The sequence below is a fragment of the Bacillus sp. BS3(2021) genome, assembly GCF_021043345.1.
Taxonomy (GTDB): Bacteria; Bacillota; Bacilli; order Bacillales; family Bacillaceae; genus Bacillus; species Bacillus paralicheniformis.
Genome location: NZ_JAJNDM010000009.1, coordinates 28675 through 49808, shown reverse-complemented (window position 1 = coordinate 49808; position 21134 = coordinate 28675). Strand labels below are relative to the sequence as shown.

Here is a 21134-nt window from a genome sequence, read left to right as displayed (position 1 = left end):
TTGATTAAAATGAATAAATTTGGGTTTTGCTTAGACTACTGGGTGCGATACTTCAATAAAGAGGTATCTATAATGTCTGACATTAAATAAGAAACCCATATTATTAAGGGTTCCAATAAATATCTTGACTTTTAATAAAATACCTCGACTTAGACGGCTTGATTTACATACAATAATACTTGGTATCGCAAGGATGAAAGAAATCGAGGAGTCTTTTGACAATTCGAAGACAGTTCCCTGTTTTATAGCGGCAACTGTGTTTTATGCGTACTCAAGTTTTCAATTTTTATACAGATGATGAAAAATTTCAATTGATCTGTATTCAGGTATCATACTTTATTTTCTTCGTGTTTATATTCGTTATTAAAAATGGAAGTGATCATCGATCACGAGCAGCACAATATAGGAGCTTACTTGAACAGATGAAATCGGAGAAAGAAAAGGCATCCTAATGGATGTCTCTTTTATTTTGAAATTGAAGGGGGTGAAAAATCATTGCAGAAACCGGAAATGATTCTGCCAGGATGGAACAAAAAAAGCAGGCCGTCCACCTGCTTAATCTGTCTTAGTTTTCTTCCATCTACTCTTAACAATCACCATGAACAAAATGTAAATCAATACAACGATGATATTATACTTAGGGTCAATTTTTAAAAAGAAAGTATTAAAAGTCATCACTAGAAGCATGAGGAGTGTTGTAATCCACCATACAAACTCATATTCTTTATCACCCTTCTCTTGGCTCTTTTTATGTTTAACCAGGTCAAAAATCAAACAAGCAGTCATAAGAACCACTAAAACAGTTGTTGTCACAGCAGACGAAAAATTTTCTCTAATAGTACTCATTATTATTCCAAACAGAGCACCACCTAAAAAAACCAAAAGAATTCTCATAAAATATCATGCCCTTCTTAATTTCTATTAAAAAATATTTAGGTATATCCAAAGAAGGTTTATATTTAAGCAGATGAGCGAACGACTCCCGTTGGATTGAAAGTCTCCAAGTGTTTACTCTATTGTTAAATTATATCAGAAGAGATGGATGTTAAACAGATCATTGAGGTTGGTGGGTTAAACGAGCCCCTTCTGATTTACGAGAAACAGTTATTACGAACTAAAAAAGAGCAGTTTGCTCTCGATTGGATAAATTCCCCAGTGTGTTTATCTGGATTCTTGCTCAGTTCAGCAATACAAAAAAGAATAGGATAAGCAGAACTGGTCACTGTTCACCTATCCCATTCTGTTGTCATTTATCAAATGCATATCGATATTTTCTTGAATTTTAATGAAGGTCAAGGCAGCGCTCCGCCTTTAATAATCCAAATAAGATAAGAATTTCATCACATTTGTTTCTTTCGTCAGCTTTTGGATGAAAGCCGGCTGCTCGCTTAAGCTGGACAGCTCTTGAAACAATTGTTTTGTCATGTTTTGATCCTCGTGTTTGACAGCCAGCATAAAGACGAGCGATACTTTTTCAGAGCCCCAGTCAAGCGGCTCTTTTAATGTGGCGATCGCAATGGCTGATTGTTTAATCAATTTGGCGTTCGCGTGAGGAATGGCGATGCCCGCTCCGATGTTTGTCGCCGACATTTTTTCTCTCATGACTGCCTGTACAGCATATTCTTTTTCTACATAGCCTTTCTCGTATAAAGCCATCGCCAGCTGTTCAATCAGCTTGTAGCGGTGTTCTGATTCTTGCTGCAGGAAGACGAGGAAAGGAGTCGTGTCATTCAGCACTTTAAACGTTTTTTGTGTTTGCCGGGACGATTCACCGAGCTGATCCATAAAAGCGCTGAGCTTTTTCTCATCGGCCGACTCGAGCAGCGGAGATACAACGATATGGGGAATTGATAAATCCTCCGGGCTGACCGTTGATATGACAAGATCGATATCTTCATGTCGTGCAGTATAGTCCGCCAAATCAGCTTTTGCGATGCAGTCCATCACGGCAATTTGGTAGAATTTCCGTTCAATTTTTGTCCGCAGCAGTTGTGACATCCCGATGCCCATATGACAGACAATGATCGCTTTTTTATGCTTGTCTTTTCCATAGCTGAAGCGCTCGATCGCCGCTTGGAAATGCAATGTCAGATAGGCGGCTTCTTCCTCGGGAATCGAAAGTGAAAACGTTTGGTTGATGTCTTCAAGAACATCAATGACAGTATGAAACAGATATGGGTACATTTTTTTGATATCGTTGAGCATCGGATTTGATACGGAAAGGTCATAGCTCAGCCGGTTTAAAACGGTATTAAGGTGAATTTTCAATCCGTTAATCAAAACCCGGTCCTCGCGGAAATCCATCATTTTCAACTCTGAGACACGCCGGATTAAATATTCGACAACCTTTGGAAGCAAAGGGTTTTCCAGTCCGTTCTCCCCTTCTTTCCCAAATGGATAACGAACTTTGCCGCCTAATATATGCAATGTTAAATAGACGGCCTCTTCTTCAGGAAAGCGGATCGCAAAAACCGCTTCCAGCCGTTTTAAACAAGCAAACGTCCACTGAAATTCTTTTTTCTTTTTGACTGCATCTATTTCTTCCGGAGAAATGGTGATCGGCTGTTTCATTTTGATGCGGCGGATCATCAGCAGTGTATGCAACAGTAAATTTTCGAACGTTTCATCAGTGAAATATAAAGAATGTCGCTTTTGCAATGATCTGATTTCGCTTTTAACAAATTCCACTTCATGGCTTAAAAATTGGCTTTTAATAAATCGGCTTGTAAACTCCGGGTTATCAATCAACTCCGAGATGCGCGCCAGCGCTTTTCTCTTATTTTTTTCACTTCCTTCGATCTTTAAACCGAGGCGCTGCTTGGACACAAGAGTGAGGCCAAACCGCTGGAGCCAAACTTCGATTTGATTCAAATCCCTTTTAATGGAAGACTTATTCAAGAAGTGCTCGGCAGCCATTTCTTTTGCGGAAACCGGCTTTGGATTCATTAATAACTGATAAGCGATTTGCAGCATCCTTTCTTCATCGGATTGCTGCTGTGCGGCGTGATGTTCGGTATATAACTGCCGGCTTAAACGGACCCTTTCATGATCTTCAATATTCAAATAAACGCCCAGTCCCGGTTTGCGAATCAATTGAGCATCAGAGTGCTGATTGAGATAATCTTCAATCGTTTTTAGATCATTTCTGATCGTTTTTTCAGAACACTTTACCCTGTCTGCGAAATCTTGTACGACTAAATAGTCTTCAGGTTCAGATAACAACAGATTCAGAATGTCTTTTTGCCTTGTATTCATATCTCTCTCACCTGTTTTTCTATCCTTCCCTAAAAAGAAATGATAGTATAAGTATACTACAAACGTAACCGTTTACATTATACAGTGAAATAAAAGGGTCAAAAGTTTCGTTTTTTACCGAAACTTCCGGAAAAAATGCTTTTATCAACACGGAAATTTTTCTTTTATAGGAATTTTTTATAATAGATGATAGTGGGAGGAAAGTAAAACAGCCGTACGGTTCTAAGCAACGAAAAAAGGATCAGCGAAAGCTCCTCCCGCTGATCCTTAAACTAAAATTCTCTTTTATTATAAAAGCTGAGCGATATCGCATATGAAACAGAAATCATCACGAGCAGTACGCCAACTAAAAGGATGAATGTGCCCGCATTTGACATTTCACTCAGAAAAGCCGTTAATTTTTGGCTTAGTGCAAGGTTTTCCCCCGCATTTATAAATTTAAAAAAGGCCGTCCCTCCAAATATAATGACGAAAAATATGATGATATTGGCCATTTTGGACTTCAAATAGCCGTACTTAAAAATCAGAGGAAATGAGATCGAGCTAAATAAAGTGACAGCCACAACAGCACCCATGACGCCTGAAAGTGTCAATGGGAAATCAAGCGGCAAGTGCAGCATATGTCCGATTGCATTGATCAAAGAATAGAAGAGAATGGCATAAGCCGCATAGACATAAACCGATACATATTTTGATAAGACGATGATGTTTCTTTTAATGGGCAAGCTGATCAGGATTTTATCACTGTTGTTTTTGTCTTCTAAGGAGCTTGCGCCTAATGCCAGCTGATATGTGACAGCCAAAACCGCCACTGTATATCCGACGAGCTCAAGCTGTGACAATGTAAAAGTAAAAAATATCATCAATAACAGCGATAGTTTCATTGCTCTTTTCTGCATTAAAATATCCTTTTTAATAAGATGATACATGTTGATCACTCCTGCCGGTTGAAAATACCAAAATATCCTCCAAAGTCGGTTTTTCGATCATGACCGAATCCCCGAAATGCTGAACGACTCCCCGCTTATCTTTGGAGAGCGCTTCGAAGCCATAGCTGTTTTTCTTAATGCCGATTAAGGCGTCTTCGTTTCCTTTATGCAGCGTATCGAGGTCTCCTTTTACAATGCAGTACTCCTCCAACAGCTCATCCTTTGTTTTGCTCAGCACGAGCCGGCCGTTATGAATGAAAGTGATATAGTCCGCTACTTTTTCTAAATCAGAGGTAATATGCGTCGAAAAGAAAATCGACTTGTTTTCATCCTGCAGCAATGTTTGCAGCACGTCGAGGAGCTCCGATCTGACAAGAGGATCGAGTCCTGATGTCGGTTCATCCATGATCAATAATTCGGCATGATGGGAAAGCGCGACCGCCAATGAGAATTTCATCTTCATTCCTTTTGACAAGTTTTTGATCTGCCTGTTTAAAGGGAGCTGGAAGTCTTTTGCGTACCGCTGAAAAACAGCCTCATCCCACTTTTTGTAAAACGGTCTGATGATTCCTTTCATTTCGTTCGGTGTCAGTTCTTCGTAAAAATGATTTTCATCGTATACAAAGCCGATCCTCTGCTTGATTTCGATATTGTGCTTTTCATTGTCGAGACCGAAAATGGTGATGTCTCCTTCGTCTTTTTTGATCAGGTTCATGATCAGCTTGATGGTCGTGCTTTTTCCGGCTCCGTTCGGGCCGATAAAGCCCATAATATATCCTTTTTCAAGCGAGAAGTTGATGTTTTTTAAAGAGAAATCTTGATAATGTTTTGATACATTTTTTAATTCCAGTATGCTGGTCATTTTTACCACTCCTCATAAACCAGTTTGAGCATCTCTTGAAGTTCCTCGTATGTAAAGCCGATTTGTTTCGCTTCAGTGACGGCTTCTGCTATGTGTTCTTCGATCAATTTGACTTTTGTTTCTCGAAGCACGTCTTTGTTGATCGCTGCGACATACGAGCCCTTTCCCGCGACTGTGACGATAAACCCTTCTCTCTCCAGTTCGTCATAGGCTCTTTTTGTTGTAATTACGCTAATTTTAAGCTCTTTGGCCAGGTTTCTGATCGATGGGAGCGCCTCTGACTCCGAGAGTTCTCCCTTGACGATTTGATCTTTTAATTGGTTGACGATCTGCAAATAAATCGGTTCATCCGATGAATTTGAAATGATGATATTCAATGCATGACATCCCTCTATTCGTTATAACTGTATATATACAATATAAACAGTTATAGTACTGTTGTCAAACCATCACAAAACAATGCATATTATTTGCGATGGTTTTGTATTACGTAGCAGCAGAAAACCTCCTGTTTCCTGCATGGCAGATCATACAAAAATGTTGTTTATCTTCTTGCCTGTAAAAAGGAAAAATTGAATTAATAAATCCCAATTTCTCAATGTGGCACAGAGAAATTGGGATTTTTATCAGTGTTGAAAATCAGCTTTTTGGAGCAAATCCTCTTAGTTATACTCCAGAATAGGCGGAGAATCCTCCATCGACCGGTATGATGGTTCCAGTGACAAATCGCGAGGCTTTATCGCTTACCAACCATAATAACGTTCCGATTAGATCTTCCGGAACCCCAAATCTATCCAACGGCGTCTGGTTGATAATTTTTTGTGCTCGCTCCGTATATGTTCCGTCTTCATTGAGCAATAGGCTCCTATTTTGGGCGGTAAGAAAAAAGCCTGGGGCAATGGCATTGACACGAATACCGACTTTTGACATATGCACAGCAAGCCATTGTGTAAAGTTACTGACGGCCGCTTTTGCACCGCTGTAGGCTGGTATTTTCGTAAGCGGCGTATAGGCGTTCATGGATGAGATGTTAACGATCACATTTCCGTCGTGATCAGCCATGTCTTTTGCAAATACTTGAGTGGTTAACAGTGTACCAAGAAAGTTTACATCAAATACAGACCTTACTCCCTCTATTTCTAAATCAAAAAACGTAGTCAATTCTTTAGTATTCAAGTCTTTTTTATATAAATATTCTTTATCTGTTGTTCCCATTGGATGGTTGCCGCCTGCACCGTTAATTAGAATATTGCATCTGCCGAATGTTCTGTTAATGAGTTGTTTCGCTTGTTCAAGGCTTTGTTTATCAAGGACGTTTGCTGTAACGGCAAGTGCTTCGCCTCCGTTTTCTTGGATCTCTTTCGCTACTCTGTCTGCCGATTCAGCTCTTCGGCTGACTACTGCTACTTTTGCACCGCATTGAGCTATTGCTTTAGCGAAACAGCTGCATAAAATGCCGCCTCCACCTGTCACTACAGCCACCTTATCTTTCAAGTTGACATGAAAAGGAAACTGCACATTCATCCCTCGTCTCTGCATTTTAGTTAGTGCTTGTTCATTTATTGCATTCAAAGGCTATCCGCTTCTTTTCTTTCGTCAATGTTTCCCACATTCCATTTAAATACACTGCACCCAGCGCACGGTCATATAAACCATAACCCGGTTTACCGGCCTCTCCCCAAATCATTCTTCCATGATCCGGTCTGGCTGGTCCGGCAAAATCTATATCTCTTAATGCTCTTACGATTTCATACATATCTAAAGAACCGTCTTCTGAACGGTGGGAGGATTCTTGAAATGACTTTTCTCCGATGATCTTAATGTTTCTCAGGTGCACAAAGTTGACTTTTCCTTTTTTTCCGAAATAACGAATCAATTCCGGAATATCATTTGTTGAATTCACACCCAGTGACCCGCTGCATAAACACAAACCGTTAAAGGAGCTGTCATAGAGATTAATCAATCGCTCCAAATTCTCTTTGTTCGTTATGATTCGAGGCAGTCCAAAGATAGGCCATGGCGGATCATCCGGGTGAATCGCCATTTTGACTTGTTCATTTTCTGCCGCCGGTATAACCGCTTTAATAAAATACGAAAGATTTTCCCATAAATCCTCTTCCGTCATGTGCTGATATTGTTGAAAAAGATTCTTTAGCTGTCCATCTTCATAGCTTGTGTCCCAACCGGGAAGTTTTAGTTCACCATGTAATGGATTCATTTGTCTAACTTTTTCTTCTTCATAAATTAATGCTGTAGAACCGTCTTCTAGTGCATAGTCTAAAGAAGAACGAGTCCAGTCAAATATAGGCATGAAATTGTAACAAACGATTTTAACTCCCGCTTTTGCCAAGTTGCGTATCGTCGTTTTATAGTTTTCAATATATTGATCTCTTGTCGGAAGACCTAATTTAATATCTTCATGGACAGGTACACTTTCAATGACACTTAACGATAGACCATGATTTTCAATTTTTTCTTTTAACTCTACAATTTTCTCATAAGGCCATGCTTCCCCTACAGGAATATCATAAATGGCCGAAACAATTCCAGTAACGCCGGGAATTTGGCGAATATACTCTAATGTGACCGGGTCGCTGTCTCCGTACCATCGAAACGTCATTTGCATGGTTCTCCCATCCTCTTCCCTCTTATTATTTAACATTCGATATCATCATTTCGCATGACAATAACAATATATTGGAGCGGTTTTTTTCAAAAGAATTTGCCGATTAGTATCCGCTTACATAAATTTTCATGATCATGATTCATGTGTCGTGCTAGATGACAAAATTCAGCTGGCCGGGATGTAACCGCGGACAAAGATTCTTGCTCGATTAATGGAAACATCATCATCATGTGGCCTTAATCTTTTAATCATACGGCAAACTGTAAGAAAACGCTCCGTTCTTGCTTTCCAGCTCTGTGCCATTTACGATCAGTTTTCTCTTTTCTCCATTTGGTACGTGAAAAGTGAGTTGATCATACGATAACTCGTATGTTCCTTCCTTTTGTATTGAAAGATTGATCCCGTCTTCTGTTGTCTCCATATCAACATGTATAAAGGCAAATGTACGAGTATATTCATTTGTTAACCCATCATCTTCATACAAACGATAAGTCGATTTTCCTTTTCCTTTGAATGGGAATAACAAAAATCCTCTTTCATCTTGGTTCTTTGTTTGGAATGTCACTTTTGCACCATTTACCGGAACGATCGCTCCCGCTTTCGCTAATAGCGGAGTATAATGTAATGGTGCCGGCAGAACGACTGTCTTCCCTCCTTCATACCATGTTCCCGTATGGAAATCATACCAGCCTTTTTCATGGTTCGGTAAATATACCTCCCGCTCCGTCATTCCTTTTTCGACGACAGATGCAACCAGCAAAGATTCACCAAGTATAAATTCATCGTTCTCTTCAAATGTTTTCTCATCATGTTCAAAATCATAAAATGTCGGTCGAATGATCGGCTGATAATGTTCGTGCGCATCATATAGCGCGGTGTAAATGTAAGGGATGATCTTATGTCTAAACTTAATGAGTTCACGGATTTCATCGATTGTTTCAGGAAACATCCATGGTTCATTAACTGTCCCGTCATCGTTCCACGAATGAATGGTAAATCTCGGATGCATGATGCCGTTTTGAATCCATCTTACGAATAGCTCCGGTTCAGGGGCCGGTCCTGAAAATCCGCCGACATCATGGCCGAAATTGTAAATGCCTGATAAACTTAGACCGATGCCTGTTTTAATGTTAAATTTTAATGTTTTCCAGCTTGTTCGGTTGTCACCGGTCCAAGTTTGTGCATAACGGTGCATGCCGGGACATCCGGATCTTGAGATCAGGTACGGGCGTAATTCCGGGTTGTATTCTAGCTGAGCTTCGAAAGACGCTTTCATCATCAAAAGCGGATGAAGCGCGCGGATCAGTTCAAACTCCACTTCTTTGCCGAAGCCGTGACACTTGGCGTTTTGACTCCATATTTCAAATTCGTTATTATCGTTCCAAGTTGAATCAATTCCGTATTCCAACAGCTTTTCTGTTATTTGAGCCTTCCACCAGTCGAACGTTTGGCGCTTCGTGAAGTCTAAATAAGCTCCGATATCATCCCAAAATTGGGCCATTTCCGGTTTTTGTGTTTCTCTGTTTACAATGAACATGTCTTTTTCTTGTAGTTCATCAAAGTACGGATGATCCTTTAGCAAACACGGTTTAATGTTGGCGCATAAACGGACGTCCTTCTCATGGAAGTGTTGCACCATCTCTTTTGGAGCAGGGATTTTGCTCTCATCCCAGTTAAAGACATAACGTTTATCACCGATAGATGTGTATCCTGACGATAATTGAAACGAATCGCATAACATATCATGTTCTTCACAAAGACGAACGAAGTTTTTTAATTGTTCCTGTGCATTTGGCGCATCGGTATAGCTCATCGTAGAGCCTGAATAGCCCAGGCTCCATTTTGGCGGCAAGATCGTTTTGCCTGTCAGCCAAGAGAATGTTTCGACTACATCTTTTATTTTCGGACCGGCTATGAAGTAGTAGTCTAAATCCCCCTTTTCAGCCTGATAATAGCGGTACAGTCCATGATAGTTATCAAGCTCTGAACCCATATCAAAAATGGAAGCTGATAGATTATCATAGAACATTCCATAGGAGATGCCTGTTTTCTTATGACGTGTAATATAGAATGGGATATGTTTGTATAGCGGATCTGACCACTCTGCGTCGTACCCCATCGCATCGATATTTAACATCCGGTAGCGTTTTCCGTGTTTATCGACGTTTCCCGTTTTCTCGCCAAATCCAAAATATTGTTCCTGGACATCGCGTTGTAAATAATGGTATACGTCCTTTCCAAAAGCCCCTTCAAAATTATACCCTTGTGTTTGCCGATCGTTTGCAACATTGATCCATTCAGAACCATTGTGATAAAACCAGCTGATTCTAAAGCCGTTCAATTGAACATGAAGCTTGACCTTACCGGTTTTCACGATAAAAACATCTTTGACTTGCTGGAATTCGTATTGAGGCAATGTAAATCCGCTCATGTCTAAACGATGGCGTCCCTCCCATGGCACATCGATCTGTCCAGGCGCGACACTCCACGTTTTTTCAAGCGTTAACGCTTCTCCCTCCGTCAGTAAAATCCGAATTATATCTTCTTCAAGAATGAATATTTTCGCATGTGCATGACCGTCATTTAAATGAAAATGCAGCACATTTTTCTCTTCTTTCATAAATGTAAACATGTAGGTTTCTTTAATTGACATTAAATAGACGCCTCCTGTCTTAAAGTCCAAATAATTGAGGCAGCATTAAGCTGATTTGTGGAATGTAGGTAACAATTAAAAGGACGATCATGATCGCAGCATAAAATGGCAGAATCGGTTTAACCACTCGTTCAATATCAACTTTACCTATGCTGCAGCCCACAAACAGAGCACTTCCCACAGGAGGAGTGATATTGCCGATACAAAGGTTAAATACAATCATAATTCCAAAATGCACGGGATCCATGCCAAAGCTTTGAACAATTGGCAGAAAGATTGGAGTGAAAATTAATACAGCCGGAGTGATGTCCATAAATGTACCGATTATTAATAAGATGATATTCATCAACAGCAAGATCAAAATTGGGTTATCTGTAATCCCTAGAATTCCATTGCTGATTGCCGTCGGTATGCCTGTAAACGCCATGACCAATGAGAGCATCGTTGATGTCCCAACCAAAAACATAATAACGGCTGTGATTTCTACCGTTTCCAGCAGCATTTGGGGGAGCTGTTTCCATTTCAATGTCCTATAAAAGTGCGATAACAATAAGGAATAAGCCACCGCTATTGCCGCTCCTTCAGTTGCTGTAAAAACACCGGCGATAATACCCCCGATTACGATTACAATGAGCAACAGGCTTGGAATCGCATCGAGCAGCACTTTAAAACCTTGACTAATCGTAATTTTTGGCGCAACAGGGTACTTTTTCTTTTTTGCAATCATACAGGCGACAACCATCGTAGCCAGCCCCCACAAGATTCCGGGCAAATAGCCCGCCATAAATAAAGCGGCTACAGATGTTCCGCCGCTGACTAATGAGAAAATGATCAAAAGACCGCTAGGCGGAATAAGCAAACCAGTTGGTGCAGAAGCAATATTTACTGCGGCAGAGTAAGTCCGGTCATATCCTTCTTTTTCTTGCAGCGGCGACATGACCCCGCCGATTGCCGCCGCCGCAGCTACAGACGAACCGGAAATGGAACCGAATAACATGTTTCCGACAACATTTGTATGGGCCAGAGAACCGGGCAGCCTGCCGCTGATCAATTTTGCGAAGTTAATGAGCCGCATTGCAATACCGCCATTATTCATAATAATGCCTGATAAAATGAAGAACGGTACCGCTAATAAAGCAAAGCTGTCGATTCCAGTGACCATTTTTTGCGCCGAAGTGAAAATGGCAACATCAAAAGGAAAAATGGTAAGCATTGTTACAATGGATGCCGCCGCAATACTTACAGAAATCGGAACGCCGAGAAACAACAATATGAAGAATACTGCCGATAAAATGAGACCTGCTGCTATGGCCATATCATTTCACCTCTTTTTTAGTTTTCAAAAAGCCTCAGTCACATCTTTGCTGCTTTTTTTACATCATTACCTGACTTTTGTTTTGAATTGAATTCATGTAAAGATTCATATAAACCGGCCAAGTTGTATCCAATGATGAGTATGCCTGCAACAGGAAGTGATAGATAAACAAATCCCACCGGTATCCCTAATGCTGCTGAAGATTGCTCCATTGTGGTGATCACTGCTTTCGAACCTCCTAAGACCAACACAATCAGAGCAAAAGCAATCAAAAGAATCTGAATGAAAGTATGAACGAAAACAGCTGCTTTTATTGGAAGTTTTCGAACGATAAATTCAATCGCCAAGTGCTTTTTTTTCCAAAATGCATAGGCACCGCCCAACATAGAGATCCATATCAGTGAATAGCGTAAAAATTCTTCTGAAAACGTACTGGGAGAATTTAGTACATATCGCGTAAATACTTGCCATATCGCAACCAAAACCATGATGGCCATTAGTGTGCAAGTCAAACATTCAATCGTTTTATTCACTGCTTTTTTTAAAGCTAGCATATACATCCCCCCTTATCGAAACATATTCGAGTCCCTCATTCATCTAGAGTCATTTTACTTTTTTAGCTTTCGCACAATTTTCCTATAGTATTTTCCGATCAATTCTTTTTTGGCAAACTCATCATGAAGCGGGCTTACCGCTTCCCGGAATGGAGTCTTGTCTGGTTTGTGGAACTTCACTCCCATTTCCTTTGCTTTCTTAACCGCATTTTCAGTTTCTTCAGCCCAAACGATTTTGTGATACTCAGTAGATTCTTTCGCCGCTTCGATCACCGCATGCTGCTGCTCTTCGCTTAATTGATCCTTTTTGTCCAAATTCATGATTAAAATATCCGGAACGATCGCATGTTCTGAGTATGAATATTCTTTTGCCACTTCCCCGTGATTGCTGCTTGTTAAAGCCATTTCGTTGTTTTCGGTGCCATCGATTACACTTGACTGCAATGCTGTATACACTTCTCCATAAGCCATTGGAGTAGGTGCTCCACCCATGAGTTCCACCATTCGAATCGCTGTAGCACTCGGCTGCACCCGAATTTTTAAACCTTTAAGGTCATTTGGGTGCATAATCGGTTTGTTCTTTGTGTAAAAGTTCCGTGAACCGGCATCATAGTAGGTTAATCCAATAAAACCTATGTTTTTCGTTGTATCATACATTTCTTTTGCAATATCACTGTCCATGGCTTCATAGAAATGATGTTTGCTGTCAAATAAATAAGGCAGGCTGAAGATGGAGTAGACCTCTGAAAAACTTTCTAAAGCGCTCGCACTTACTTTAGCCAGATCGACAGCCCCGGTTTGTGTCAATTCAATCACTTCACGCTCTGAACCGAGCTGAGCATTTGGATACAATTGTACTTTAACGGTGCCATTGGTTTTCTTTTCTACGTCTTTTGAAAATTTGAGTAAAGACTTGTGGACGGGGTGCTCCTCATTATGGTTGTGAGCAAGCCGTAACGTTACGGTTTTATCGGCGCCTATTACATCGCTGCTTTTACATCCCGTAAGCATCCCAAAGATTAAAGCGCATACAAAAAACACGGATAGCATTTTTCTCATGAACTACCCTCCTTGAATCTCATGACCGTTGCTTTCTAAGCAATGATTGATTGCGATTCATGATTTCTTTCATCGTCATATTTTTTGATAGCGTTTACAATTTCGCTCAAATAGTGAACGAATAAGTAAAATTATTGCATTGTATGTTTCGGTTTATCCCCTGAATCCCGTTTCCGATGATGTTCAGTAACAATTTGTGTAATATTTTAGCGGTGCAAGACATTAGATGATCGTCTTTCTCACCCTTCCCCTCCTTTACGATAAGTTTAACAACGTTGTTAAAAATAAACGTTGCTTCATCATCCGAAAAACTCCTTTAACAACGTTGTTATTTTATTCGGAAGATGTATATGATTGTTATTTTATAATGTATCATTTATAATAACAACGTTGTTATTTATTATCATAAAATCATTTTCGAAAATTTGCAATATTATATTTTTAAGGATTTTTTGGAGGTCCAAAATGACTGTAACTATTAAAGACATCGCCCATGCTTCCGGAGTAAGCTATTCAACAGTCTCAAAGGCTTTAAGAAACAGCCCTCTTGTAAAACCGGATACAAAGAAAAAGGTCTTGCAAGTTGCCGAACAATTAGGGTATACTCCGAATTTTGCAGCGAGAAGCTTGGCATCTAAAAAAAGTCAAACGATCGGACTTGTCTGGCCTACAATTGAAAGAATCGCTTTATCGGCACTTGTTACAAAAATAAATGAAGTGGTCGAAAAGAACAGCTATTCAATGATTTTATCCGTTAACAGAGCTAAAGAGGCAGTGGAATTGTTCAAGAGTTTTCGCGTGGATGGGATCATGATTTTTGAAGAAGGCGGCGAAACTCAGCTCAGTGATGATACTGGATTAACGATTCCTATCTTATCTTACGGAGTGTCAGGTGAACATACACATCCTATTATCGATGTCAATCATAAAAAAGCAATTTACAAAGCCGTTGCGTATCTGTATCAACTTGGCCACAAAAACATTAGCTACGTCGGCGACCTTTCCCCTGCCGATAAGCGTCAGATTGAAAAAAGCAAAGGGTTTGAAGAGGTTATGATTGAAGCCGGTTTAAAGTTAAGTCGAAACAGTATTTTAAATACTAATGGGTTAAGCTGGTATAACGGTTACACCGCTGCGAAAAAACTGTTACAACAAACCTCAAAACCTACAGCTATTATTAGCGGAAGCTACGATATCAGTGTAGGGATTTTACGAGCCGTAAAGGAACAACAGCTCAGCATACCCGAAGACCTATCTTTAATTTCTTATGATAATATTCCTCAAATGGCAAGCCTTGAAACCCCGCTGACGAGCGTAGGGGTTCCAATCGATCAATTGGCTCACAAAATGGTCGATTCTCTGCTGTCTCTTATTCGTGAGCCGGGCTCAATACCATTAACTCAAAAAATGGACCCTGAATTAAACGTCAGAATGTCATGCGCTTCTCCAGCAGTTTTAGGTAAAGAAAACAATTAACATTTAAAACGAGTCTTTCAGGTCATCTTTTCTTATTAAAGTGAAAAATCCCCGGCCTGGGGGTTTTTTAGTGTTTGCCGGGAATCCCTTGGTACTCATTCAGCCTCTGGCAATGGATTTTACAGAATTTCTCGGTAAATTGATTTTTGAATTTTTACATGAACGGCCGCATGCCTTTTGGTACGTTCTTTCTTTATCAAAAATAGATGTTTCTAAAAAATACAAAGCTCAGGTAACAATACCTGAGCTTTGTATTTATTCGCCTGTCTCCGCAAAACGCTTGACCCGCTCTCCAATTTCATCGCGTACACGCTGAAAGAATGCCCATTTTTCTTCTTCTGTCCCTTCTGCTTTGGCGGGATCGTCAAAACCCCAATGCTCGCGCTTGACGTGCGGCGGTGTCATCGGGCATTTATCAGCCGCGTCCCCGCACAGCGTAATGACGAGGTCTGCGTTGTGTAAGATATCGGGATCAATGATATCGGACGTCTGCTCAGAAATATCGATGCCTGCTTCTCGCATGGCTTTGACCGCGTTCGGGTTTAAACCGTGCGCTTCAATCCCTGCACTGTAGACGTTCCACTCGTCTCCGAGGTGTTTCTTCGCCCAGCCTTCAGCCATTTGGCTGCGGCAGGAGTTGCCTGTGCATAAAAAATAGATGGTCTTTTTTGACATTGGTCATCGTCTCCTATCATGTTTAGTGGATAATCAGCAGCCACACATAAAGTCCGGCAAGCGTGATGAACAGGGTTGGAATGGTCAAAATGACACCTGTTTTAAAATAGGTTCCCCAAGAAATCTTTACGCCTTTCAGTGAAAGGACGTGAAGCCACAAAAGCGTCGCCAGGGAGCCGATCGGCGTGATTTTCGGACCGAGATCAGAGCCGATGACATTGGCGTAAATCAGCGCTTCTCTGAGAATCCCGTGTGTGTCGGTATTGTGAATCGCAAGCGCATCAATCATCACCGTCGGCATATTATTCATGAATGAAGACAGGGTGGCTGCGATAAAGCCCATTCCGATTGTTCCGGCAAACAGCCCTTGATCACTGACGGTCTGGATGACCTGTGAGAGAATATCTGTTAAGCCGGCATTTCTTAAACCATATACCACGACATACATCCCGATTGAGAAGAAAACGATCGCCCAAGGCGCTCCCTTCAGCACTTTCTTCGTTTGTACCGCGGGGCTGTTTTTCGCTGTAATTAAGAAAATGACGGCGATCACGCCTGCGATGATCGAGACAGGGATCGAGAACAGCTCGCTGATAAAGTAACCGGCCAACAGAACGGCTAATATGAGCCATGACAAGCGGAATATTTTCCTGTCTCTAATCGCTTCCGCCGGCTGTTTTACATTTGTCATGTCATAATGCCGCGGAATGCTTTTTTTGAAAAACAAAAAAAGCACGATGATGCTTGCAATAAGCGAAAACAGGTTTGGAACAATCATTCTTGTTGCATATTCGATAAATCCGATGTTGAAAAAGTCTGCTGAGACAATATTGACAAGGTTGCTGACAACAAGCGGCAGCGATGTTGTATCCGCGATAAATCCGCTTGCGATAATAAAAGGAAAAACGAGCTTTTCTTGAAAATGTAACGCGCGTACCATGGCAAGCACAATCGGCGTCAAAATTAAAGCAGCTCCGTCATTGGCAAACAGCGCGGCTACTATGGCTCCCAGCAGGGAGACATAGACGAACATCCGAATGCCGTTTCCTTTCGCTGCCTTGGCCATGTGCAGGGCGGCCCACTCGAAAAATCCGATTTCATCAAGAATCAGGGAGATGATGATGATCGCGACAAAAGCCAAAGTCGCATTCCATACGATTCCCGTCACATCTAATACATCCTGAAAATTGACGACCCCGGCAATTAAAGCCAGCACCGCACCTCCGCAGGCCGACCAGCCGATGGATAGATTTTTCGGCTGCCAAATGACAAGCGTGAGGGTCAGCAGAAAAATCAAAATGGCTAAGACTGTCGTCATCGCGTGTACGCCTCCTTCATAGGTTTCCTCTCCGGACACATCTTATAATAAAATCGTTATATAAGTCAATGCTTATATAAAAAGTGAAATGAAAAAGAGGGAACCGTCCTCCCTCTGCTTTTTTATTGGCACGAAACGGGTCTTTCTTTTCTTTTAACGGTTTGAAGAACCTCATCGTGTTCATCGATCTGATTGAGAATGGCAAGGACCAATTCGCGTTCCGGAAAGTTGTCATGAAGCGAATAAAAGCGCCATTGCTCCCTTCTTTCTTCCTTGATCATATTTGCACTTTTCAGCTTTCGTAAATGCTGGCTGATGGCGGGCTGGCTTGTTTCAAACATATCGACAAGCTGGCAGACGCAATAAGGTTTCTCCTGAAGCAGTTTCAGGATCAAGAGCCGGGTCGAATCGTTCAATATCTTCATGCAGCTCACCGTGCTTTTCGAATCAAGCTTCGTTTGTACGATCATGACATTCCCTCCAATCTCAGGCGCTTTGCAGCCGGTATATTGCCTCCATTATATAAATGTCTTTTTATATAATCAAGCGGTGATCATCAAGGTATGGATCTCGTGCCATTCGAAAAATTGAGCGGCCCTTCACTAATCAATTCACCGCTTCTTCGGCCATATGGTTATGATTCGCCTCTCTCATGAAAACGGTAGTTGCGAAATAGACTAGTCATTCAATCCCTTTCCATCAAGAATTTGCTTTGTATATTTTTCAATCCTCGATTCTCGGGTTTTGGATTGTTTTGGTTTAGAAAAATAAAGAATATATGCTCTTTGCCGTCCCGGCGTCAATTCTTCAAACGCCGTTTTTAAAGCTGGGATTTCAGCGAATTTTTTTTGAAGCTCTTCTGGAATCGTATATTCCGCAGCCTTTTTAAACTCTACTTCAAGACCGGCTTTTTCCACTTCAATCGCTTCATTGATGTAAGCTTTCAAGATGGTTTCCATTTCAGCTATTTCTTGTACATTGGTGAATCGAATCTGCCGCGCGGCTTGTACATTCTCCGTCTGCTGGATAAGAATCCCGTTGGGGTCCTTTAACAAGGCGCCTTTATGAAACAAGAGCGCACAATATTCTTTAAATCCATGGATTAATACGATGTTTTTATTCTCGAACGTATAGCAAGGATGCTTCCACTTGAAATCTTCGTTCAGCTCACAGTCAAGAACGATTTGACGCAGCTTCTCAAACTCTTCCTTCCACTTCTCGGCTTTGCTTAAAAATTCATCAACCTTTGGATTCGTTCTGCTATTTGTCATCAAGGAACACTCCTCTTTATATCATAATGTCATTTTAACCTAATCTCGCTCCGCCGACAGCAGAAATATTTTAATCGTTCCGGAGGTACAATATGCTTAGCTTAAAGAAGAGGCGGGTTGATTATGAAATTTGGCATCATGACATTTAATATTCATCATGGAAAAGGAAGGGACCGTCGCGTTGATTTAGAGAGAACAGCCGGTGTGATCGCCGAGAGCGGCTGCGACATCGTCGGCCTTAATGAAGTAGATCAGCATTTCTCCAATAGAAGCGATTACGAAGACCAAATCGGCTCGTTAGCAGAACAATTGAACATGCACTATGCGTACTGCCCCTCCCTTTCATTGAGTTCCGGTGATTCTTCAGTGAACAGGCAATACGGGAACGCTCTCTTAACGCGTTTTCCGATTGTGAAAGAACGGCATCATTCATTCAACTTTGTCAAAGGGCTGATCGAAGGAAGGTCTCTTCTTGAGGCTGATGTCCGGATCGGTGATCGGCTCCTTCGCGTTTTTGTTACGCATTTGAGCCTGAATCCGTGGCTTCACGGCAAGCAGACGGATTTTTTAATCGAGAGGGTTCAAGAGAGTGATCTGCCTGTGATCGTCATGGGAGACTTTAATATGAAACCTCATTCACGGGGGTGGAAAAAGGTCGCGGAAAAACTGGCCGACCTGTGGGATGAAAGACAATACGGACAGGGGTTCACCCACCCTTCGCACCGCCCGAGACGACGCTTGGACTACATCTTCCTCAGCCGGTCTTTTCATGTGTCAATGGCTGAAGTTGTCGCCGTTGATCCGAACGCTTCCGACCACCTGCCGCTTAAGGGCATTGTCACATATTAAAGGACGGCTTGAGAAGCCGTCCTTAAGCTTTTGCAATGCCCAGCAAAACGCCGGCTGTGACGATTAATATAATGCCGATGGCGATACCGATCAGCTGCCGCTTCGTTTTCTTTTCGCCGAGCAAAATAATGCCGCCGAGCGTTGAGATGACGATTCCCATCTGCGATAGCGAAAAACTGGTCGCTACGCCGACCCGCGGCTGGGAAATGAATAAAAACATGTTTCCGGCTGCCCAGATTAAACCCGGAATGATATTTTTGATGACGTAAAAATTAAACGGCTTATGCCTGAATGTCAAGATCAAGCCACCGGCTACCATGCCGATAGCCTGAGGAAAAAGAGCCGCCCAGCCACTGACATCGAAAAGCCGTACGACGACGACATACACGAGATAGCCGAATGTGGAAATCAGCAAAATCACGATTCCCTTTTTCATGTCGCCGGTTTTTTCCTCCGATTTTTGGCTGCGGTCTTCCAGCGATGTCAGCACGATTCCCACGATGATGAAAATCAGCGCCAGAATCCCGAGAACAATCGAGATTGTCGTCGCCCACTCGCGAAAAACAAGCACGCCGAACAAAGAAGTGGTTACAAGCTGAAGTCCCGTTGAGATCGGCATCGTTTTAGACACGCCGATCAACTTGATGCTTTTCAGCTGATTGGTCTGACCGAGCGCCCAAAATAGTCCGGAGACGACGCCGACGGCAAATATACGGGGGGATAATTCAGGCTGGACGACGAAGTAGATTCCGATTGAAAAAATTAAAGCGCCGAATGTCGTACCGAGCACCTGGCTGTACGGTCCGCCCCCAAGCTTTACATTAAAGAGCACAATGCTTCCCCAGAAAATCGCTGGTAAAATCGCTAAGAAAATGTCCATTTGATGTAAACCTTTCTTTCCTTGTTTTTATCTATTAAGGTGCTCTATTCATGCGATTTTTAACACAAAAAATCCATTTTGAACATTGTCAAAATGGATTGGTACTGTTACCGGCGGCCGTATCACTAAAATATCAGTTTTCACTGTTTGCTGTTTACGCTGTCAAGCCAAGGCATACCGGGAATAGCTGCCGGTTTTTTGTACAAGTCCTGGATCAGCCTGTCTTTTATGCCGAGCGGGTTCCGGTTTAAATCTTTCAGGCTGAAATGGATGCTTCCCATCACCATTGAGTCGCGGTTTAAGGCGATCTGTCGCGGATATTCTTCAGGGTCTGACCAGGCAGGATCTGAGTTTTGATTGATTTTATAGGCTGCTTGTCCGATGTATAAATGAACGGGGCGTTGGCTGACTTCATTTTTCCACCAGTCTACTAAAATGTCGTAGGAAGCCGGGGCAAAGCCGATGCTCCAGTAGATTTGCGGGGCGATGTAATCGATGTATCCCTGCCTGATCCATTCCCTCGTGTCAGCATAAAGGTCGTCATAGTTTGTCATTCCAGCGGCTGTATTTGATCCCGTCGGATCATCTGCTATATTGCGCCATACACCAAAGGGGCTGATTCCAAATTTGACCGATGCTCTTTCTTTTTTGACGGCGGCGTTGATCTGTTTGACAAGCTGGTTGACGTTGTCCCTCCGCCAATCTTCAATATTTGAAAAACGGTCCTTTCCATATTGTTCATACGTGCTCAAGTCGGGAAATTCGACGCCCGCAATTTTATACGGATAAAAATAGTCATCCATATGAACGGCGTCGACTTGGTAATTCTTGACGACCTCTGCTATGCCTTGGACAATGAATTCCTGTGCCTCAGGAATGCCGGGATTGTAATACAGCTGTCTGCCGTAGGCAACGACCCAATCGGGGTGCATTCTAGCCGGGTGATCCTGTGAGAGCCTGTTCAAATCCGTATGATTCATCGTGATCCGATAAGGGTTGAACCATGCATGAAATTCAAGCTTTCTCCGGTGGGTTTCTTCGAGCAAAAATGACAGCGGATCGTAGCCGGGGTCTTTTCCTTGAACGCCTGTTAAGTATTCCGACCACGGCCCGTATGCGGAAGGGTAAAACGCATCCGCCGCCGGCTTAATTTGAACGACAACTGCGTTCATCCCCATGGCTGTCACAGCATCCAAAAGCTTCACATATTCTGTTTTTTGCTCTTCGATTGTCAGCCCTTTTTTCGAAGGCCAGTCAATGTTTGTAACGGTGGCGATCCACACGGCCCGAAATTCTTTTGTTTCGCAGCTTGTGTTCTTTTCTTTCATGAACATCTCCCCTTTTGGAAAAATCGGAACTTTCTGTTATTATATGCCGGCTGTTCTTTTTTGTATATAAAAAAACAGGCCAAG

General features: G+C 42.0%; 19 protein-coding genes. 2 read left to right on the top strand and 17 right to left on the bottom strand.

Annotated features, from left to right (window positions below; all coding sequences use genetic code 11):
• Positions 1-555 precede the first annotated feature (555 nt).
• The 11 genes from LQ247_RS18080 to LQ247_RS18030 all read right to left on the bottom strand — a co-directional run bounded on the left by LQ247_RS18080 (position 556) and on the right by LQ247_RS18030 (position 13253).
• Positions 556-894 (bottom strand): hypothetical protein, encoded by a 339-nt coding sequence (locus LQ247_RS18080; protein ID WP_224146076.1) that lies wholly within the window; start codon positions 892-894, stop codon positions 556-558.
• Positions 895-1311: 417 nt separating this feature from the next.
• Positions 1312-3255: a BglG family transcription antiterminator gene (locus tag LQ247_RS18075; RefSeq protein ID WP_231006363.1), complete on the bottom strand. Its 1944-nt coding sequence runs from the start codon at positions 3253-3255 to the stop codon at positions 1312-1314.
• Between the two features lie 272 nt (positions 3256-3527).
• A complete protein-coding gene (locus LQ247_RS18070) occupies positions 3528-4184 on the bottom strand; it encodes an ABC-2 transporter permease (RefSeq protein ID WP_023857535.1) in 657 nt (218 codons plus the stop codon).
• Positions 4168-5046 carry an ABC transporter ATP-binding protein gene (locus LQ247_RS18065; RefSeq protein ID WP_023857534.1) on the bottom strand — a complete coding sequence of 293 codons (879 nt, stop codon included), beginning with the start codon at positions 5044-5046 and terminating at the stop codon, positions 4168-4170. The genes LQ247_RS18070 and LQ247_RS18065 overlap by 17 nt, the downstream gene beginning before the upstream one ends.
• A gap of 2 nt (positions 5047-5048) precedes the next feature.
• Positions 5049-5423 carry a GntR family transcriptional regulator gene (locus LQ247_RS18060; RefSeq protein WP_020451666.1) on the bottom strand — a complete coding sequence of 125 codons (375 nt, stop codon included), beginning with the start codon at positions 5421-5423 and terminating at the stop codon, positions 5049-5051.
• A 289-nt stretch (positions 5424-5712) separates the two neighbouring features.
• On the bottom strand, positions 5713-6585 hold the full coding sequence (locus LQ247_RS18055) for an SDR family oxidoreductase (RefSeq protein ID WP_391509649.1): 873 nt from the start codon (positions 6583-6585) through the stop codon (positions 5713-5715).
• Positions 6586-6601: 16 nt separating this feature from the next.
• Positions 6602-7672 carry a mannonate dehydratase gene (gene uxuA, locus LQ247_RS18050; RefSeq protein WP_103750454.1) on the bottom strand — a complete coding sequence of 357 codons (1071 nt, stop codon included), beginning with the start codon at positions 7670-7672 and terminating at the stop codon, positions 6602-6604.
• A 244-nt stretch (positions 7673-7916) separates the two neighbouring features.
• The gene (locus LQ247_RS18045) at positions 7917-10325 is read right to left on the bottom strand and encodes a glycoside hydrolase family 31 protein (protein ID WP_020451669.1); all 2409 of its coding nucleotides are present in this window, start codon (positions 10323-10325) and stop codon (positions 7917-7919) included.
• A 19-nt stretch (positions 10326-10344) separates the two neighbouring features.
• Positions 10345-11640 (bottom strand): TRAP transporter large permease, encoded by a 1296-nt coding sequence (locus tag LQ247_RS18040; RefSeq protein ID WP_023857530.1) that lies wholly within the window; start codon positions 11638-11640, stop codon positions 10345-10347.
• A 38-nt stretch (positions 11641-11678) separates the two neighbouring features.
• Positions 11679-12194, bottom strand: a complete 516-nt coding sequence (locus tag LQ247_RS18035) for a TRAP transporter small permease (protein ID WP_103750455.1) — start codon at positions 12192-12194, stop codon at positions 11679-11681.
• A 54-nt stretch (positions 12195-12248) separates the two neighbouring features.
• A complete protein-coding gene (locus tag LQ247_RS18030; protein ID WP_065643163.1) occupies positions 12249-13253 on the bottom strand; it encodes a TRAP transporter substrate-binding protein in 1005 nt (334 codons plus the stop codon).
• Positions 13254-13718: 465 nt separating this feature from the next.
• On the opposite strand from LQ247_RS18030, the gene LQ247_RS18025 reads away from it, so the two are divergent.
• Positions 13719-14729, top strand: coding sequence for a LacI family DNA-binding transcriptional regulator (locus tag LQ247_RS18025; protein WP_103750456.1), 1011 nt, complete (start codon positions 13719-13721; stop codon positions 14727-14729).
• A gap of 255 nt (positions 14730-14984) precedes the next feature.
• Here LQ247_RS18025 and arsC read toward each other — a convergent pair whose 3' ends face one another.
• From arsC to LQ247_RS18005, 4 genes are all read right to left on the bottom strand, one after another.
• Positions 14985-15404, bottom strand: a complete 420-nt coding sequence (gene arsC / locus LQ247_RS18020) for an arsenate reductase (thioredoxin) (protein ID WP_023857526.1) — start codon at positions 15402-15404, stop codon at positions 14985-14987.
• Between the two features lie 22 nt (positions 15405-15426).
• Positions 15427-16722: an arsenic transporter gene (locus LQ247_RS18015; protein ID WP_079289101.1), complete on the bottom strand. Its 1296-nt coding sequence runs from the start codon at positions 16720-16722 to the stop codon at positions 15427-15429.
• A gap of 122 nt (positions 16723-16844) precedes the next feature.
• Complete coding sequence (locus tag LQ247_RS18010; RefSeq protein WP_101560945.1) at positions 16845-17192, bottom strand: ArsR/SmtB family transcription factor; 348 nt, start codon at positions 17190-17192, stop codon at positions 16845-16847.
• A gap of 207 nt (positions 17193-17399) precedes the next feature.
• A complete protein-coding gene (locus LQ247_RS18005) occupies positions 17400-17993 on the bottom strand; it encodes a YdeI/OmpD-associated family protein (RefSeq protein WP_103750458.1) in 594 nt (197 codons plus the stop codon).
• Positions 17994-18116: 123 nt separating this feature from the next.
• On the opposite strand from LQ247_RS18005, the gene LQ247_RS18000 reads away from it, so the two are divergent.
• Positions 18117-18842, top strand: a complete 726-nt coding sequence (locus LQ247_RS18000) for an endonuclease/exonuclease/phosphatase family protein (protein ID WP_101560947.1) — start codon at positions 18117-18119, stop codon at positions 18840-18842.
• A 22-nt stretch (positions 18843-18864) separates the two neighbouring features.
• Here LQ247_RS18000 and LQ247_RS17995 read toward each other — a convergent pair whose 3' ends face one another.
• On the bottom strand, positions 18865-19722 hold the full coding sequence (locus tag LQ247_RS17995; protein ID WP_103750459.1) for a RhaT/GlcU family sugar-proton symporter: 858 nt from the start codon (positions 19720-19722) through the stop codon (positions 18865-18867).
• Positions 19723-19862: 140 nt separating this feature from the next.
• Complete coding sequence (locus LQ247_RS17990) at positions 19863-21056, bottom strand: glycoside hydrolase family 10 protein (protein WP_373367296.1); 1194 nt, start codon at positions 21054-21056, stop codon at positions 19863-19865.
• Positions 21057-21134 lie beyond the last annotated feature (78 nt).

Coding starts and splice junctions, on each gene's coding strand:
- LQ247_RS18080 (WP_224146076.1), bottom strand. CDS start 894: ATGAGAATTCTTTTGGTTTTTTTAGGTGGTGCTCTGTTTGGAATAATA.
- LQ247_RS18075 (WP_231006363.1), bottom strand. CDS start 3,255: ATGAATACAAGGCAAAAAGACATTCTGAATCTGTTGTTATCTGAACCT.
- LQ247_RS18070 (WP_023857535.1), bottom strand. CDS start 4,184: ATGTATCATCTTATTAAAAAGGATATTTTAATGCAGAAAAGAGCAATG.
- LQ247_RS18065 (WP_023857534.1), bottom strand. CDS start 5,046: ATGACCAGCATACTGGAATTAAAAAATGTATCAAAACATTATCAAGAT.
- LQ247_RS18055 (WP_391509649.1), bottom strand. CDS start 6,585: ATGCAGAGACGAGGGATGAATGTGCAGTTTCCTTTTCATGTCAACTTG.
- uxuA (WP_103750454.1), bottom strand. CDS start 7,672: ATGCAAATGACGTTTCGATGGTACGGAGACAGCGACCCGGTCACATTA.
- LQ247_RS18045 (WP_020451669.1), bottom strand. CDS start 10,325: ATGTCAATTAAAGAAACCTACATGTTTACATTTATGAAAGAAGAGAAA.
- LQ247_RS18040 (WP_023857530.1), bottom strand. CDS start 11,640: ATGGCCATAGCAGCAGGTCTCATTTTATCGGCAGTATTCTTCATATTG.
- LQ247_RS18035 (WP_103750455.1), bottom strand. CDS start 12,194: ATGCTAGCTTTAAAAAAAGCAGTGAATAAAACGATTGAATGTTTGACT.
- LQ247_RS18030 (WP_065643163.1), bottom strand. CDS start 13,253: ATGAGAAAAATGCTATCCGTGTTTTTTGTATGCGCTTTAATCTTTGGG.
- LQ247_RS18025 (WP_103750456.1), top strand. CDS start 13,719: ATGACTGTAACTATTAAAGACATCGCCCATGCTTCCGGAGTAAGCTAT.
- arsC (WP_023857526.1), bottom strand. CDS start 15,404: ATGTCAAAAAAGACCATCTATTTTTTATGCACAGGCAACTCCTGCCGC.
- LQ247_RS18015 (WP_079289101.1), bottom strand. CDS start 16,722: ATGACGACAGTCTTAGCCATTTTGATTTTTCTGCTGACCCTCACGCTT.
- LQ247_RS18010 (WP_101560945.1), bottom strand. CDS start 17,192: ATGATCGTACAAACGAAGCTTGATTCGAAAAGCACGGTGAGCTGCATG.
- LQ247_RS18005 (WP_103750458.1), bottom strand. CDS start 17,993: ATGACAAATAGCAGAACGAATCCAAAGGTTGATGAATTTTTAAGCAAA.
- LQ247_RS18000 (WP_101560947.1), top strand. CDS start 18,117: ATGAAATTTGGCATCATGACATTTAATATTCATCATGGAAAAGGAAGG.
- LQ247_RS17995 (WP_103750459.1), bottom strand. CDS start 19,722: ATGGACATTTTCTTAGCGATTTTACCAGCGATTTTCTGGGGAAGCATT.
- LQ247_RS17990 (WP_373367296.1), bottom strand. CDS start 21,056: ATGTTCATGAAAGAAAAGAACACAAGCTGCGAAACAAAAGAATTTCGG.